Raw genomic sequence first — 16,756 nt, 5'->3', positions numbered from 1 at the left:
ATTATCGCAAATTTTTTTCAACTGCAATATCTGAAGGGCTCTAAACCTAAGAATTTAGACAATCTTTACGTTTGCTTCACCAAATATTCCGTTTAGGTTCTCAATTGTCTCTTCATCGGCTCTGATATTGCTTGAAGATGGCAGCTTTTTGATCTGCTTTGTATCTTTCAGGTATATGGCAATGCTGTCTCTGGCGCCCGGTACCTTTTTCCTTGCATCAATAAGGTCATCCAGGGCATCTTTCTTACCTTCGTAGTCTCCCATGTCCGCAAACTGGATCCACACGGTTCTGGGAAGTTCGTCAAACAAAGTAATTTTGGAAGCTATAAGCTTAGCCTCTTTATCCTCTTCTGCAGATACTCTTCCCTGTATGAAAACCTTCGCATCCTGATTAAGTCTGCCGGCATTGCCCTCATAGGTCTTGGGGAACACGATAACTTCAACGCTTCCAACCAGGTCTTCAAGGGTTATGAAGGCCATCAGCTGATCGTTCTTGGTATATTTTGTTGTTTTATCCGCGATCATGCCTCCTATTGTAACTGTCTGACCATCGAGTATCGTGGGCATTCCGGTATCTTCATTGATATAAAAATCAGTGGTTGTGGCTGTAATGTGCTTTTTCCACGTAGCCTCGTATTCTTCAAGAGGATGGCCCGATACGTAGATTCCAAGGACCTCCTTCTCGAATTCCAGGATCATATCCTTAGGATACTCACCAACATCTGGAAGCTTTATCTCAAACTGCTCCTTTACTTCCTTGGGAGCTAAGTCAAACAGGGACATCTGTCCTGCAAAGCTGTTTTTATTGCGGTCGTGAAGCTGATCCATCATCCTTGCATATACATGCATGAACTGTTTTCTTGTGCCGCCAAGACTATCCAGAGCACCTGCCTTAATAAAGTTCTCAACGGCGCGCTTATTGACTTCGCCCACATCCATCATGCGCTTAAGGAAGTCGTCCAGATTCCTGAATTTGCCGCCCATCTCACGCTCTCTTACTATGCCCTCAATAATGGGTCTTCCGACACCCTTAATGGATGTAAGAGCGTATCTTATGGCTTTTCCTCTGTAACGCTCATCCTTACTCTCATCGTTATCTTCAAACCTGGCAACGGAGAATCCGGAAAATCCTTCGTTAACATCAGGCGGAAGGACATCTATACCCATATTTCTGCAGGTCATGATGTAATAGGATACCTTTGCCTGGTTATCAATTACAGATGTCATAAGCGCTGCCATGAATTCCACAGGATAGTAGTATTTAAGCCAGGCTGTCTGCATGGCAACAACTGCGTAGCAGGCTGCATGAGACTTGTTGAAGGCGTACTTCGCAAAGTCCATCATGGAATCGTAAATCTGATTTGCAACATCCGCGTCAATTCCCTTGGAAACACAGCCGGGAACGCCTTCCTCAGAATTACCGTTTACGAAGTTTTCCCTCTCAACCTCCATGACGTGCTGTTTTTTCTTACTCATGGCTCTTCGAACAAGGTCCGCTCTTCCCAGGGTATATCCGCCAAGCTTCTGCACTATCTGCATAACCTGCTCCTGATATACGATACAGCCGTAGGTAGGCGAAAGAATGGGCTCAAGAAGATCCGTCGAATATGTAATATTATTTGCGTCCTGTTTTCCTGCGATATATTTAGGAATAAAGTCCATGGGGCCCGGACGATACAGTGAAATACCCGCTACGATATCCTCAAAGTTCTGAGGTTTAAGCTCCTTCATGAAGGAGGTCATTCCCGCACTTTCAAGCTGGAACACGCCTTCACAATGTCCGCTTCCGATGGCATCAAAAACCTGAGCATCATTATAATCAAGACTGTCTATATCGATGTAATTGGGATCACCCTTCTTTGCACCGTTAGTCTCATTGGCAAATCTGGCTGCATCCTTAATTACAGTAAGGGTCCTAAGTCCAAGGAAGTCCATCTTAAGAAGGCCCAGCTCTTCAATGGTGGTCATGGTAAACTGGGTAGTGATATTACCTTCCGCAGACCTTGAAAGAGGAACCAGATCCTCTGCAGGAGCGGAGCAGATAACAACGCCCGCTGCATGAATTGATGTGTGCCTGGGAAGTCCCTCAAGCTTTTTACACATATCTATCAGATGGTGAACCTGAGGATCAGTGTCATATAGACCTCTGAGCTCCGCATTCATTGACAAAGCCTTTTCAAGGGTCATACCAAGCTCTGTGGGAATCATCTTGGCAAGGTTATCACCTGTACTGTAGGGAAGGTCAAGCACTCTTGCCACGTCCCTGATAACACCCTTAGGCTGAAGCGTACCGAAGGTAATGATCTGAATTACCTTGTCTGCACCGTATTTCTCGGTAACGTAGTCTATAACTTCCTGTCTGCGCTCGTACTCAAAGTCCACGTCTATATCGGGCATGGATACACGCTCGGGGTTAAGGAATCTCTCAAAGAGGAGATCATACTTAACGGGATCGATATTTGTGATGTGCATACAATATGAAACAACAGAGCCTGCTGCCGATCCACGTCCCGGGCCAACTGCAATATCATTCTCTCTGCAGTAGTTGATATAATCCCATACAATAAGGAAATAATCCACGTATCCCATTTTCTGAATTACGGAAAGCTCATAATCAAGCTGCTTCCTGATGGTTCCGTCATCCTCGGGATATCTCTCATTAAGTCCATCAATACAAAGCTTATTTAAATACGTCCAGGAATCATAGCCTTCAGGGACATCATAGTGAGGCAGCTTTGTTACGCCAAACTCGATCTCCACGTTACATCTGTCGGCAATCTTTTGCGTATTATCAATGGCATCCTGGGCATACTGGAAAAGAAGTCGCATCTCGTCTTCACTCTTGACGTAGTACTGACCGCCTTCGTAACGCATTCTGTCTTCATCGCTTACCTTTTTACCTGTCTGAATGCAAAGCAAAAGATCATGGGCCTCTGCATCATCAGCATAGGTGTAGTGGCAGTCGTTAGTGGCAACAAGGGGAATATCCAGTTCTTTACTAAGGGCCATAAGGACAGGGTTCACCCTCTGCTGCTCAGAAATACCATGGTCCTGAAGCTCAAGGAAAAAGTTGCCGTGGCCGAAAATCTCATCATATCTTCTGGCCGCTGCCCTTGCTTCCTCTATATCGCCTCTTGAAATCGCCTTGGGAATCTCACCAGCAAGGCAGGCAGAAAGGCAGATAATTCCCTCATGAAACTCCTGCAAAACTTCAAGGTCAACGCGGGGCTTATAATAATAACCTTCTGTAAAACCTCTGCTGACAATATGGGAAAGATTTTCATAGCCCTTGTTGTTCTCCGCAAGAAGCACCAGATGGTAGTATCTGTTCTCACTAATACCTGCTTCCTTCTCAAAACGGGAACCGGGAGCCACATAAACCTCGCACCCGATGATGGGCTTTATCCCCGCATCCAGCGCAGCTTTATAAAAATCGATAACGCCGTACATGACACCGTGATCCGTGATGGCTCCGGCCGTCATGCCAAGCTCCTTTATCCTTTTTACATATTCTTTTATTTTGTTTGATCCATCCAGAAGTGAATACTCTGTATGGACATGCAAATGTGCAAATGACATGTGTTACGCCTCTCCTACCTGCATCCTGTAATACTTTGCATAGATTCCGTTCTTTTCAAGAAGAGTCTTGTGATCGCCTTTTTCCTGTATTCCGTCAGAATCAAGAACTATGATCTCGTCGGCATTTCTAATAGTAGAAAGTCTGTGAGCTATGGTAATTGTGGTCCTTCCGGCTGAGAGCTTATCAAGTGACTGCTGAATATATTTCTCTGACTCGTTGTCCAGAGCACTTGTGGCTTCATCCAGTATCAGAATAGGCGGGTTCTTAAGGAAAACTCTGGCAATTGATATTCTCTGCTTCTGTCCGCCTGAGAGTCTCGTACCTCTCTCCCCTACTCTGGTGTCATATCCATTAGGAAGAGATGAGATAAACTCGTCAAGATCGGCCTTCTTTGCAGCTTCTTTTATTTCCTCAAAGCTTGCGCCCTGTCTGCCATAGGCGATATTCTCTCTTATTGTTCCATTAAAAAGATACACGTCTTGCTGTACAATACCAATGACACCTCGAAGAGATTTCTGTGTAAGGTCTCTTACGTCATTGCCATCAATTTTTACAGCTCCCTTATCTACATCGTAAAATCTTGGAAGAAGCGAGCAAAGTGTGGACTTTCCGCCACCTGAAGGGCCGACTATGGCCACTTTTTTGCCTGCATCCACATGTAGATTTATGTGACTGAGAACCCTCTCCTCATCCTCATCGTAGGAAAAAGAAACATTCTCGTAATCCACGGTTCCTTTGCACTCTGTGATTTCCTTTGCATCAGGCTTATCCTGAATCTCAGGTATCACATCCATAACTTCCCTGAATCTCTGGAAGCCCGCTGCCCCCTTCTGAAGCTGCTCTGTAAACTCAATGAGCACGTTAACAGGAGCAATAAATACATTAATATATAGGGCATAAACCGCCAGGTCCTCCACGGACAAAGTTCCCTTTGCAATGAAAAGACCACCGAAAACTATTACCGCAATGTACATAAGGCCTTCAAAGAAATTGTTGCCTGACTGGAAAAGCGCCATCGTCAGGTAGTTGGCTTTCTTTGATTCAAGGAATGCTTCGTTGCTCTCATCGAATTTTGCCTTCTCGATATCCTCTCCCGTAAAGGACTTAACCACGCGGATGCCTCCAAGGGTGTCCTGAAGTGAAGAGTTGATGCCTGCTATCTTTTTCCTGTTATCAAAGAAGGTCCTTCTCATGATGCCGTTTTGTCTGAAAGAGAAAACAGCCATACATACCACGATGACCGCGAGTATAAGTGTCATCTGCACATTCATTGTCATGAGAATAATGAAGGAACCGGCCAGCTTCACTACAGATATAAAGATATTTTCAGGGCCGTGGTGTGCCAGCTCCGAGATATCAAAAAGGTCAGACACCAGCTTACTCATCATCTCGCCGGTATTATTTTTGTCATAATATGAAAAAGAAAATCTCTCAAACTGATCAAAGAGATCTCTTCTCATGCCGGACTCCATCCTTGCTCCCATCATGTGTCCCTGATAGGTTACATAATGCTTACAAAGTGATCTTACCGTGTACATAATAAGAAGCCCGATTGCCAGCTTTATTACTCCTGCCACGATTTTCTCCGGAGTATCAAGGAAAAGAGTCTCCCTAAGCACCCTTAGGAGCTGCGGAAAAACCAGATCTATAAGCGACAAAATAGATGCTGCCACCAGATCCAGCAGAAAAACGCCTATATACGGTTTATAATATGGTACAAATTTTTTAAGTAAATCCATAAGATCAAGTCCCCATTTAGAATAATTGCTGAGCTATATTTTACATTAAAAAAAGAACCGCCGCACTAACTTTGTGCGACGGTCCACAATATCATTTTGTCAAATTCGATTCCTTGCAGGCTATTTCCGTTTTTGCCTGGAACAAATTAAGCGTTAACTTTGCTCTTAAGCTCGTCAACCTTATCTGTCTTCTCCCAAGGAAGGTTGAGGTCGTTGCGGCCAAAGTGTCCGTAAGCAGCTGTCTGCTTGTAGATCGGACGACGAAGGTCGAGCATCTTGATGATTCCTGCAGGACGAAGGTCAAATGTATCACGAACTGCGTTTACAAGAGCCTCGTTTGAAACCTTACCTGTTCCGAATGTATCAACAAGAACTGATGTAGGCTGTGCAACACCGATAGCGTATGAAAGCTGAACCTCACACTTATCAGCAAGACCTGCTGCAACGATGTTCTTTGCAACATAACGAGCTGCGTAAGCACCTGAACGGTCAACCTTTGTGCAGTCCTTACCGGAGAAAGCACCGCCGCCGTGACGAGCAGCTCCGCCGTAAGTATCAACGATGATCTTACGTCCTGTAAGACCGGCATCACCCTGAGGTCCACCGATTACGAAACGGCCTGTAGGATTGATATAGATCTTAGTGTTGTCATCAACCATATTTGCATCTACAACTGCGTCGATAACGTACTTTCTGATATCCTCATGGATCTGCTCCTGAGTAACCTTCTCATCGTGCTGAGTAGAAACAACGATAGCCTCAAGTCTAACGGGCTTGCCGTTCTCATCATACTCAACAGAAACCTGGCTCTTACCGTCTGCTCTAAGATAAGGAAGAGTTCCGTTCTTACGAACCTCTGTAAGCTTTCTTGTAAGCTTGTGAGCAAGTGAGATAGCGTAAGGCATAAGCTCCTCTGTCTCGTTTGTAGCATAACCGAACATCATACCCTGATCGCCGGCACCGATTGCCTCGATCTCCTCGTCAGTCATCTTGTTCTCTCTAGCCTCGATAGCCTTATCAACTCCCATTGCGATATCAGCTGACTGCTGGTCAAGAGCAACCATAACTGCGCATGTGTTACCATCAAAGCCCTTCTCTGAGCTGTCATAACCGATCTCTACGATAGTGTCTCTTGCGATCTTTGCATAATCAACAACAGCCTTGGTTGTGATCTCACCTGTGATAAGTGCGAAACCTGTGCAAGCTGTAGTCTCACAAGCAACACGGCTCATTGGATCCTGTGCAAGGCATGCATCAAGGATAGCATCAGAGATGTTATCACAGATTTTATCAGGATGTCCCTCAGTAACTGACTCGGAAGTGAAAATAAACTTTTCGCTCATTTAAAAATCCTTTCTGCGCATTTGCGCTCTGAAAAAAAATTAATTAGTAAAGTCCGCTGTGCGCGAAGCAAAGCGGACCTGATAACAGATAATCAAATCCTCTTATTGCTCGCAGATCCTACCGCTAATATAAAGCAATGCGGTACAGGGTCACTTACTCACTACGCTCAGGTTGGCACCTTCCGGTTGTCCGGGGTTGCCGTGGCTTCACAGATCCTATGTATCTCCACCACTCTGAATAAGAGAAAATTACAATATGGAATTTTCATATCTTTGAGATACAATACTATATAAATCTCATTCTTGCAATAGGGTTATTGAATAAATTTCTCTTTTCTGAAAAACTCATTCATAAATCCATCAGGCATAAAGAAAGTTTCTTACTTTTTGTTAATTTTCATAGTAAGACCGATTCTCTGCTTCTTAAGATCAACCTCGATAACCTGCACATCTACTATGTCTCCGACACTTACGGCATCAAGAGGATGTTTGATGAAGCGGTCTGTGATCTGGGAAATATGTACGAGACCGTCCTGATGCACACCTATATCAACAAAGGCACCAAAGTCTACGATATTTCTTACAGTTCCCTTAAGGATCATTCCGGGCTTTAAGTCCTTCATATCCATTACATCGCTTCTAAGAATAGGAGCAGGCATGCTCTCTCTGGGATCTCTTGAAGGCTTCTCAAGCTCTGAGAGGATATCTGTAAGTGTGATCTCACCTACGCCAAGCTCCTCTGCAAGCTTCTTCTTATCTCCAACCTTCTTAAGAAGACTTCCGCCAACTGCTGCCTTGCTATCCTTTGCTGCGCCGTTATCATTTGCCTTATCATTTGATGACGGAGCTGAGTCTGCTCCAAGGCTTGTTCCGTTAAGAGCTGCTGCAAGAGCCGCACCCATAGCTGTGCTTGTATTCTTTATGAAAACCTTCTGCTCTTTTTTCTGCTTCTTGGCAGGCTTCTGCTCAGCCTTGCCATCGTTTTTCTTTGCAGCGCTTATGTCCTTTGCTGTCTTCTTCTGAGCTTCGCGGACATCTTCCATGGTAAGTCCAAGCTTATCCATGAGCTTTTCTGCTGCTTCGTAGGACTCAGGATGCACGCTGGTGTCATCAAGAGCATTTTTACCGTCGTGGATTCGAAGGAATCCGGCGCACTGCTCGTAGGCCTTGGGTCCGAGCTTTGGAACCTTAAGGAGCTGATCTCTGCTCTCAAACTTACCGTTGGCTTCTCTGTAATCTACGATGTTTTTAGCGATTACCTTGCTGATTCCTGAAATATATGTAAGTAGGGGTGCTGATGCAGTGTTAAGATCAACACCTACCTTGTTAACGCAGTCTTCTACTACGCCTGAAAGGGCTTCGCCCAGCTTTTTCTGGTTCATATCATGCTGATACTGACCAACACCTATGCTCTGAGGGTCGATCTTAACAAGCTCTGCAAGAGGATCCTGAAGTCTTCTTGCGATGGAAGCAGCACTTCTTTGTCCTACGTCAAACTGAGGGAACTCCTCTGTTGCAAGCTTACTTGCCGAATATACTGAAGCTCCTGCTTCATTTACGATAACGTACTGAACAGGCTTATCAAGTTCCTTTATAAGCTCAACAATTACCTGCTCTGATTCTCTTGAAGCAGTTCCGTTACCGACTGAAATAAGGTCAACGTCGTATTTTTTGATGAGCTTTTTAAGCTCTGCCTTTGCCTCTTCTACTTTGTTCTGAGGTGCTGTGGGATAGATAACCTTGGTATCAAGGACTTTTCCTGTGGCATCAACAATTGCAAGCTTGCAACCTGTTCTGAAAGCAGGGTCCCATCCAAGAACTGTTTTCCCTGCGATAGGAGGCTGCATAAGGAGCTGCTCAAGGTTCTTACCAAATACGGAAATAGCGCTGTCTTCAGCCTTCTCAGTAAGCTCGTTTCTGATATCTCTCTCGATTGCGGGAGTGATAAGTCTGTCATAGGAATCCTTGCAAACAGCCTTAAGAATAGGTGTTGTCTCGGCATTATCCTTAGTAATTGTCTTGGTCTCGAGGAATCTTAAAATCTGCTCCTCGGGAGCTGTGATCTTAACTGTAAGGAATTTCTCAGCTTCTCCTCTGTTAAGAGCAAGAACTCTGTGTCCAAGAATCTTGTTTACAGGCTCCTCGAAGTTGTAGTACATCTCGTATACGCTCTCTGCCTTTTCATCCTTGGCAGTAGATGTAACAAAGCCCTGATTCCAGGTCTCCTCACGGATGTATTTTCTATAATCGGCATCATCGGAAATCTCTTCAGCGATGATATCCATAGCACCCTGAATAGCTTCCTGAATGTTCTTAACTTCCTTCTCGGGATTTACATAAGGAGTTGCCTCCTCAATAAGAGTCTTTGTGGTCTCCTGAGCACGGATAATATCAGCAAGACCGTCAAGTCCCTTTTCTTTTGCAACAGAAGCACGGGTCTTTCTCTTAGGTCTGTAAGGTCTGTACAAATCCTCAACAGCTACCATTGTCTCAGCAGCTATGATCTTTGCCTTCAGCTCATCTGTAAGCTTGCCCTGTTCCTCAATGCTGGCAAGTACCTGTTCTTTTTTCTCCTCAAGGCCTCTTAAATATGTAAGGCGCTCTCCAAGAGTTCTGAGCTGTTCGTCATTAAGTGAACCTGTTACCTCCTTACGATATCTGGAAATGAAAGGTATTGTGTTGCCCTCGTCGATAAGTCCGACTGCTGCCTCTACCTGCCATTTCTTTACGCCAAGTTCCTCAGTGATCTTCTGTAAAATATCCATTTATATAGTACTCCTTGATCTAGATTGAAATGCATTCCCGTTTTTCTGAAGAAAAACAGTAATCTATTGTATTACTATACTATAAATTCCGGTTAAATTTAAGCGGCTGCCATTTCTATTTTTCTCGCCCACTTTATTCTGTAGTACAATACCTCAACTATGCAGCAGCTAACCCATCCAACAGGGTATCCAAGTCCCACAAGCAGCGCAGTATTTGCCACATATCTTGTGACCACGAAAAGATAAATCTGCCTGATCACCACAAAACACAGGATCATTATGACCATAGGTCCCTTGGAATCGCCTCTGCCCCTCAGTGCTCCTGCAAGGGTGTGGTTTACACAGTTTGCAATAAGGAAAAAAACATTGGCATGAATGAAAAGCGCGCCGTATTCCACCACGGACATATCCTGTGAAAAGAGCCTGATGGCAGGTTCTGCAAAAACATACAAAAACAGTGCTATTATGGCGGTTATCACAGATGCCAGAACAACTGTAGTCCTTGTGCCACTTGCTGCTCTCTCTTTTTTGCCTGCTCCCATATTCTGGCTGACAAAGGTTGTTGCTGCCATGGCCATACTGCTCATAGGGAGCATTATAAAGGTATCAAGCTTGTTGTAGCTGCTCCATCCCGCCATACAGCTCGATCCGAAGTGATTGACATAGGACTGCACAAAAACATTCGAGAATGCTGTGATGACAGACTGAATTCCCGCAGGAAGTCCTACCATAAAGATCATCTTTAGTATTGCAGGATCCAGCGTAATGTCCTTCCACACGAACTTGTACACATCATTTGCACTTGTCAGCAAAACAAGAATAAGAATAGCCGATATCGCCTGTGAGATTATAGTAGCGTAGGCAACGCCTGCTATTCCCGCCTTTAGCCCTATTACAAAAAACAGATCCAGGATAATGTTCATGATACTTGTCAGAATGAGAAACATCAGCGGTCTTGTGGTATCGCCCACTGCGCGGAGGATTCCGCTTCCCATGTTATAGATAAGAAGTCCCGCAAATCCAAGGAAATAGGTCTTTAAATATATTGTGGCATCGCTCATTACATCATCCGGCGTCGCCATGAACTTCAGCATCGGTACGACTCCGAGAGTTCCTATTATTGTGAAAAGAACACAGAATATAAATGTTGTCGCCATGGTGGTCTCTATAGCTTTGTGGAGCCTGTCGTGTTCTTTTGCTCCAAAATACCTGGAGATCACGACGCCTGCGCCGATTGAAAACCCGTTAAAGAAAAACACCAGCATGTTCACGATCATCGTGGTTGATCCAACCGCCGCCAGTGCTTCCTTTCCCACGAAATTACCGACTACGATGGAATCCACCGTGTTGTAGAGCATTTGGAATATGTTTCCAAACATAAGAGGCAGAGAAAACATTATTATCTGCCTGATGATTGACCCCTCCGTCATGTCTTTAGTTGTAGTTTTTGCCATTTCTAAATACCTTCTTTCTTCTCTGCTTAAGTTTAGCACAATTCAATGGCAAAAGCTAAACCCGTAAGTTTATATTTTCTTCACTTGTAGATACTGAAAGCTGCGCATATAATCTAAGTTGGTATTAACAGAAACGGAGAACTGCTATGAGTGATCAGAATAATAACAACATCGACGAGATAAACGGAAACGTAAATAATGAAAATAACGATAAAAAAGAGCCTGAATACGAAGATGTCTGCTTCATGTGCAGACGTCCTGAGAGTAAGGCCGGCAAGATGTTCCATCTTCCTAACGGGATCTGCGTATGCGACGACTGCATGCACAAGACCATGGACACAGTCAGCCAGTTTGATTATCAGAATCTTTTGAATAATCCTACTCTTATGAACGAGCTTAATAAGCACACAGGCATGCCCGGTCTTAATTTCATGGACTTTTCCAACTTCCAGGGAACAGGCGGAATCCCCAACTCCCAGAAGATCAAGAAGAAAAAAGAAGAACCTGAAGTAAAACCTGAGCTTAGTATCGAGAACATCCCTGCTCCTCACAAGATAAAAGCAAAGCTTGATGACTATGTAATCGGTCAGGAACAGGCAAAAAAGATAATATCTGTAGCGGTATATAACCACTACAAGAGAGTTACCACAGGAACCATGGATGACATAGAGATCGAGAAGTCCAATATTCTCATGATCGGTCCCACAGGAAGCGGTAAGACATATCTTGTAAAAACCCTTGCAAGACTTCTGGATGTGCCGCTGGCAATAACAGATGCCACATCCCTTACAGAGGCAGGCTACATCGGTGATGATATCGAATCAGTTGTAAGTAAGCTCCTTGCCGCAGCAGGCAACGATATAGATAAGGCCCAGCAGGGCATCATCTTCATAGATGAGATAGATAAGATTGCCAAGAAAAAGAACACCACTTCAAGAGATGTAAGCGGCGAATCCGTTCAGCAGGGAATGCTTAAACTCCTTGAAGGTGCTGATGTAGAAGTGCCTGTAGGTGCCAGCAGCAAAAACGCTATGGTTCCCATGGCTACAGTAAACACCAGAAATATCCTCTTTATCTGCGGCGGGGCTTTCCCGGATCTTGACGAGATCATAAAGCAGCGCCTTAATAAGCAGACCTCAATTGGTTTTGATGCTGACCTTAAGGATAAATGGGACAAAGACCCTGACCTTATCACCAAGGTTACAGTTGATGACCTTAAGAAATTCGGAATGATTCCTGAGTTCCTTGGCCGTCTTCCTATTATCTGTACTCTTAAGGGTCTGTCCAAGGATATGCTCATCGAGATATTAAAAGAGCCCAAGAATGCTATTTTGAAGCAGTATCAGAAGCTCCTTGCTCTTGATGAAGTAAAACTTGATTTTAATGACGATGCTCTTGAAGCTATTGCCGAAAAGGCTTTAGAAAAAGACACCGGAGCGCGTGCGCTCCGGGCCATAATAGAAGAATTCATGCTCGATATTATGTATGAGATACCAAAGGATGAAAACATCGGACACGTAACAATTACCGGTGATTATATCCGCGGTAAAGGCGGTCCTCAAATTGAGATCAGGCACGATGTCATGCAGTAATGCATGTTCCTGCCTTACCCTTTAATGCATTTGCTACCTCAGACAGAGATGTTATAAGAACAGTTCCTTCCGGATTACTCTTAAGGAACTCTATGGCAGCCTCTATCTTGGGTAGCATATTTGTTTCCCCAAATTGTCCTTCACTAATGTATCTCTCTGCATCACTTACAGTCATTTTCTCTATAGGAGTCTGAGTATCCTTTTCAAAATCCTTATAAACACAGGGAACTGAAGTAAAGATGAAGAGCTTGTCTGCCTTGAGGTCTGTTGCAAGCTTTCCTGCTATTGCATCCTTCTCGATAACTGCTGATGCACCCTTAAGTACGTGGCCCTGCTGAATTACAGGTATTCCGCCACCGCCGCAGGCGATAACTATCTGCCCTGCATCTGACAGTGTTCTGATAGTATCGATTTCTACGATATCAATGGGCTTTGGTGCAGCAACAATTCTAAGGAAGCCTTTTCCAGGAACCTCCTGAACGAAGTTGCCCTTCTTTATCTCATTATCTGCGTCCTCTCTGGACATATATCTTCCGATAACCTTGGTAGGTTCATAGAATGCCTCATCATAAGGATCTACTGTAACCTGTGTGAGGATTGTGCTGACAGGAGTAGATATACCGCGGCTTGTGAGCTCACTCTTAAGGGAATTCTGAAGGTCGTAGCCAACATAACCCTGGCTCATGGCACTGCAGACACTCATAGGTGCAGGTGTGTAATCGATGTAAATTCTACGAAGCTCTGTCATAGCCTTGTGAATCATGCTGACCTGAGGTCCGTTACTGTGTGTAATATTAAGCTGATATCCTGCCTGAGCAAGATCTGCAAGGGCTTTAGCTGTAACACCAACGGCTTCCTTCTGCTCGTTAGTGGTATATCCAAGTGCCTCATGTCCAAGTGAAACAACCGCCTTCTTGTTTTCCATACTCTGTTTATTCCTCCGCGTTTTTTAATAGGTCAATTATAGCATAGATATTATCTCTTTGTGGCTTTGTGGTTTCCGGCAAGTTTTAATTTATTGTGCCTTCTGTCGTAAGTCAGAATTCCGTTTACCTCTTCCTCCACATCGGAAAGCTGGGTATAAACAGCACCGGCAAGGCCTTTTGCCTTCAGATTCTCTGTAACAAGCTTCATAAGGTCTCTGTAAGCCCTGGCAAAGCTGCCTGGAGAATCGTATTTCTTATATCCGTAAATCCTGTCCACACTGCTGTGTCCCTTGATATAGCAGGTATATCCGCCATACTCTGAGATCACAAAAGCTCTTTTGTGCTTATCCTTGATAACCTCAAGAGGTCTGAAATAGTTATGGACACTTCTGAAGTCACCGCCGTTTTCATCAAACCATCCGCTAGCCTGATCTATCAGTCTTCCATCCTCAAACTGTCTGGCATTTATGGTAGCTGCCGAAGCATTGAACTGTCCCCAGCCCTCGTTAAACAGAACCCATACTGCAATACTTGGCACATTTATAAGAGTCTTGATGGTATCCTCCATCTCCTGAGTCCACTCTTTTCTGCCATCCGCAGAGCCTCTTGAAAACATCCTGTAGTTCACGGGGCCATCCGGCATTCTGCCAAACACATCAGGAAACAGCGTCGGAAGGTAGCTGACAACAGGCTTTGCGTAGGATGAGCCTCCGCTGACCATATCCTGCCACACCACCATGCCAAGTCTGTCGCAGTGGTAGTACCATCTGGCAGCCTCAATTTTTATATGTTTACGAAGCATGTTAAAACCAAGCTTCTTCATCTCTACAATATCAAAAATCAGCGCTTCATCAGAAGGTGCCGTATAAAGTCCGTCAGGCCAGTAGCCCTGATCCAGAACTCCGTTTAAGAAGTAAGGCTTATTATTCAGGAAAAATCTGGGATTACCCTGCTCATCAAACTGCCTTGTAAAGGAGCGCATCGCAAAATATGACTCTGCCTTATCGCTTTCTGCCTCTATTTCAAGGTTATAAAGATAAGGATCCTCGGGACTCCACAGATGAGGCTTTGGAATGCTTATCCTGCAGCTGTAAACATGGGATGATCTGTGTCCATCCTCAAGATCCGGTGAATATCTGCCAAGCTCGTGAGGAGAATGACGTTTGCCCTCATCTCTTACAGGTACGGTATCCCCCTGAACTTCAGCTATCAAAGTCTCATTGTCAGCTGCTTTTACGCTAAGCTTAACCTTAGTCTCTCCATTTGTGAAAATCTTAATATTCACATGGGCAAGATCCCTGTCCGGAATAATTCTGTAGGCTGTGATATGAAGCTTTGGAACAACCTCAATCCACACAGTCTGCCAGATTCCGCTCTGAGCTGTATAATACATACCGCCGCGCTTTAAGGTCTGCTTACCTCTGCTGTGATATGAAGTATCACTGTCATCAGTTACAAAAACGGTAAGCACGCCAAAAAGAGAAAGGGGATCATCCTCCGATTTCTCAAGTGAATCCGTGATATCGATTGTAAATGGTAAATAGCCGCCCAGATGAGCGCCGACAGGTACGTTGTTTACAAAAACAATGGCTTTTTGATCAACTGCACCAAAATGAAGAAGAACTCTGGAGTCTGCATCAGGAATGCGGATTCCTTTAAGTTCCTTTTTATATAAGAGAGTCTCATCCGGCTGTAACTGTCTCTCAACGCCTGAAAGAATAGCCTCCGGTGAAAATGGAACAAGAATTTTCCCTTCCATTGCTGCAGGCATGATCTCTTTGTTTGAGAAAGCATACTCCCAAATTCCATTGAGGTTAATGTAGCTTTCTCTTTTAAACTGGGGTCTTGGGTATTCCTGCAAAACCTCGTCTTCTTTTAAGGAATCTCCCCAAACAGTTGTGAGTCTTTTTAAAACGTCATCCTCATGGGTTTTATCTATAGCTTTAATAGCATCAATTAAGTCCATATTTTAATACAATCTCCGTATTTTTATTCCATGCTGTTCTGTGAAGAAACCGCGATAAGGTCCTGGTAAAACGCGGCCTGTGAAGCCTCCATGTAGGCATTAACCCACAAAAGCGGGATAAAGAACGTCAATATTCCAAGAATAATCATCGGAATAAAGCTCAAATAAAGCTTAAAGAGTCTGAATTTGTTGCCATTCATAAGGTCTGCACTGATTCTGAAAATGTCCTCGGGGGATTTATCCGGGAAATCCTGAAGCAGGTAAAATACCTGTGAAAACACCAGATTGAAGGCTATCATCATAACTAACCCTACCGCTGCTATGGCGATAAGGATATTTCTCATCATCACATTTCCGGATTCTCTGTAGAAATTAAGCCATACAGACAGCGGTACTGACTGAAGCATGTATGCCACAGAAAAAGGTATCTGCAAAACAAGCGCCTTATCAGGATGACTTGCAAAGCCGTGCCAGAAATCCTTGGCAGAAACCGGCTGAGCATAAATGACGTTCATGTAAAGATATGCCATTCCCGAATAGAAGACACCCAAAAAGATGTCCACCAAAAACAGGGACAATAAATAAATGATATATGTCAGAATATTACTGGGGCTGACCATTACTACTACAATGTTTGAAATTATCAGCTGAATCGCCGCAAAAAGAATAGCAGCACCGATCGTAGTGCCATATTGTCCGTAAAGACGCTCCCTTGCTGTCGCCTTCACCATGTCTGCATTCTTGGGTTGTCTCATATATTCCTTTCCACAGACAATCCCAATGCTTTAAACACCTGCATCAAAATTGGCACCTACGAGACCTGCCGCATCTGCACCTTTCCTATTTTTCTGGTAAGGATTGTCCTCATTCTTATACATAATCTGTGTTGTGGTCAAACCGCCTGAAACGTATGTCCTGCCACACTCAGGACACACAGCAGTAGTAAGCTTTACAGAAGCCTGGATGACTTTACCGTCACCCTCTGATGCCTTCTTAAAAGCATTGGAAACATGCTCCTGCTCATGGGCTCTTACCCTTGAAGGCGCAGCCTCAGGAGAAATATGGGCAGCCGATTTAAATGAGACCATCTCATCAGAACCGTCCTGATATTTACGGTTTTTACAGGTCTCACATTCTGCCGGTGAAGATCTAAGCCCCGGTCTCTTCTCAACACTTTCACCGGGATTTAGAGTAATCTTGGATTCAGCCCCCACTGATGAAGCTCCGGTTCCTCCGCCTATTCCCATGGGATAGCCAAAGCCCGGCACGTATCCGCCGCCAAATCCTATTGCACCTATTCCACTCATAAGCACTCCTTCCTCCGCTATATATCCTGCGGCTCTAGAAAGCTGTACCTATGCAGTCCCCCACTCTGCCAATCTCCGTCAAAA

The 16,756-nt window shown here is 44.4% G+C and carries 10 protein-coding genes and 1 riboswitch; of the genes, 1 reads left to right on the top strand and 9 read right to left on the bottom strand.

Annotation, left to right across the window (positions count from 1 at the left end):
• Positions 1-54: 54 nt before the first annotated feature.
• From G603_RS0106945 to G603_RS0106925, 5 genes are all read right to left on the bottom strand, one after another.
• Entirely contained in the window at positions 55-3,579 is a 3,525-nt protein-coding gene (locus tag G603_RS0106945) for a DNA polymerase III subunit alpha (RefSeq protein WP_026669752.1), read from the bottom strand.
• A gap of 3 nt (positions 3,580-3,582) precedes the next feature.
• Positions 3,583-5,319, bottom strand: coding sequence for an ABC transporter ATP-binding protein (locus G603_RS0106940; RefSeq protein WP_026669751.1), 1,737 nt, complete (start codon positions 5,317-5,319; stop codon positions 3,583-3,585).
• Between the two features lie 146 nt (positions 5,320-5,465).
• Positions 5,466-6,662, bottom strand: a complete 1,197-nt coding sequence (metK, locus tag G603_RS0106935; protein WP_026669750.1) for a methionine adenosyltransferase — start codon at positions 6,660-6,662, stop codon at positions 5,466-5,468.
• 151 nt (positions 6,663-6,813) lie between these two features.
• Positions 6,814-6,907: riboswitch (SAM riboswitch) on the bottom strand.
• 135 nt (positions 6,908-7,042) lie between these two features.
• Positions 7,043-9,427, bottom strand: a complete 2,385-nt coding sequence (locus tag G603_RS0106930) for a Tex family protein (RefSeq protein ID WP_026669749.1) — start codon at positions 9,425-9,427, stop codon at positions 7,043-7,045.
• 98 nt (positions 9,428-9,525) lie between these two features.
• Positions 9,526-10,881: an MATE family efflux transporter gene (locus G603_RS0106925; protein WP_026669748.1), complete on the bottom strand. Its 1,356-nt coding sequence runs from the start codon at positions 10,879-10,881 to the stop codon at positions 9,526-9,528.
• A gap of 146 nt (positions 10,882-11,027) precedes the next feature.
• On the opposite strand from G603_RS0106925, the gene clpX reads away from it, so the two are divergent.
• Positions 11,028-12,473: an ATP-dependent Clp protease ATP-binding subunit ClpX gene (gene clpX / locus G603_RS0106920; RefSeq protein WP_026669747.1), complete on the top strand. Its 1,446-nt coding sequence runs from the start codon at positions 11,028-11,030 to the stop codon at positions 12,471-12,473.
• Here the strand turns inward: clpX and arcC are convergent.
• Genes arcC through G603_RS0106900 form a run of 4 tightly spaced genes read right to left on the bottom strand, consistent with a single transcriptional unit; the run spans position 12,463 to position 16,672 of the window.
• Positions 12,463-13,398, bottom strand: coding sequence for a carbamate kinase (gene arcC, locus G603_RS0106915; protein WP_026669746.1), 936 nt, complete (start codon positions 13,396-13,398; stop codon positions 12,463-12,465). The two genes, clpX and arcC, sit on opposite strands and share 11 nt — an antisense overlap.
• Before the next feature lie 50 nt (positions 13,399-13,448).
• On the bottom strand, positions 13,449-15,365 hold the full coding sequence (locus tag G603_RS0106910) for a glycoside hydrolase family 2 protein (RefSeq protein ID WP_026669745.1): 1,917 nt from the start codon (positions 15,363-15,365) through the stop codon (positions 13,449-13,451).
• A gap of 23 nt (positions 15,366-15,388) precedes the next feature.
• Positions 15,389-16,120, bottom strand: coding sequence for a DUF975 family protein (locus tag G603_RS0106905; RefSeq protein ID WP_026669744.1), 732 nt, complete (start codon positions 16,118-16,120; stop codon positions 15,389-15,391).
• A 30-nt stretch (positions 16,121-16,150) separates the two neighbouring features.
• Entirely contained in the window at positions 16,151-16,672 is a 522-nt protein-coding gene (locus G603_RS0106900; RefSeq protein WP_026495832.1) for a hypothetical protein, read from the bottom strand.
• Positions 16,673-16,756 lie beyond the last annotated feature (84 nt).

Origin of the sequence: Butyrivibrio sp. AE3006 (genome assembly GCF_000424165.1) — a bacterium.
Taxonomy (GTDB): Bacteria; Bacillota; Clostridia; order Lachnospirales; family Lachnospiraceae; genus Butyrivibrio.
Note: the sequence above shows the minus strand (reverse complement) of the source record. Positions and strands in the feature narration are given on the sequence as shown.

Excerpts from the sequence above, each read along its gene's own strand:
- G603_RS0106910 (WP_026669745.1), bottom strand. The coding sequence starts at position 15,365 with ATGGACTTAATTGATGCTATTAAAGCTATAGATAAAACCCATGAGGAT.
- G603_RS0106900 (WP_026495832.1), bottom strand. The coding sequence starts at position 16,672 with ATGAGTGGAATAGGTGCAATAGGATTTGGCGGCGGATACGTGCCGGGC.
- G603_RS0106940 (WP_026669751.1), bottom strand. The coding sequence starts at position 5,319 with ATGGATTTACTTAAAAAATTTGTACCATATTATAAACCGTATATAGGC.
- clpX (WP_026669747.1), top strand. The coding sequence starts at position 11,028 with ATGAGTGATCAGAATAATAACAACATCGACGAGATAAACGGAAACGTA.
- G603_RS0106945 (WP_026669752.1), bottom strand. The coding sequence starts at position 3,579 with ATGTCATTTGCACATTTGCATGTCCATACAGAGTATTCACTTCTGGAT.
- arcC (WP_026669746.1), bottom strand. The coding sequence starts at position 13,398 with ATGGAAAACAAGAAGGCGGTTGTTTCACTTGGACATGAGGCACTTGGA.
- G603_RS0106930 (WP_026669749.1), bottom strand. The coding sequence starts at position 9,427 with ATGGATATTTTACAGAAGATCACTGAGGAACTTGGCGTAAAGAAATGG.
- metK (WP_026669750.1), bottom strand. The coding sequence starts at position 6,662 with ATGAGCGAAAAGTTTATTTTCACTTCCGAGTCAGTTACTGAGGGACAT.
- G603_RS0106925 (WP_026669748.1), bottom strand. The coding sequence starts at position 10,881 with ATGGCAAAAACTACAACTAAAGACATGACGGAGGGGTCAATCATCAGG.
- G603_RS0106905 (WP_026669744.1), bottom strand. The coding sequence starts at position 16,120 with ATGAGACAACCCAAGAATGCAGACATGGTGAAGGCGACAGCAAGGGAG.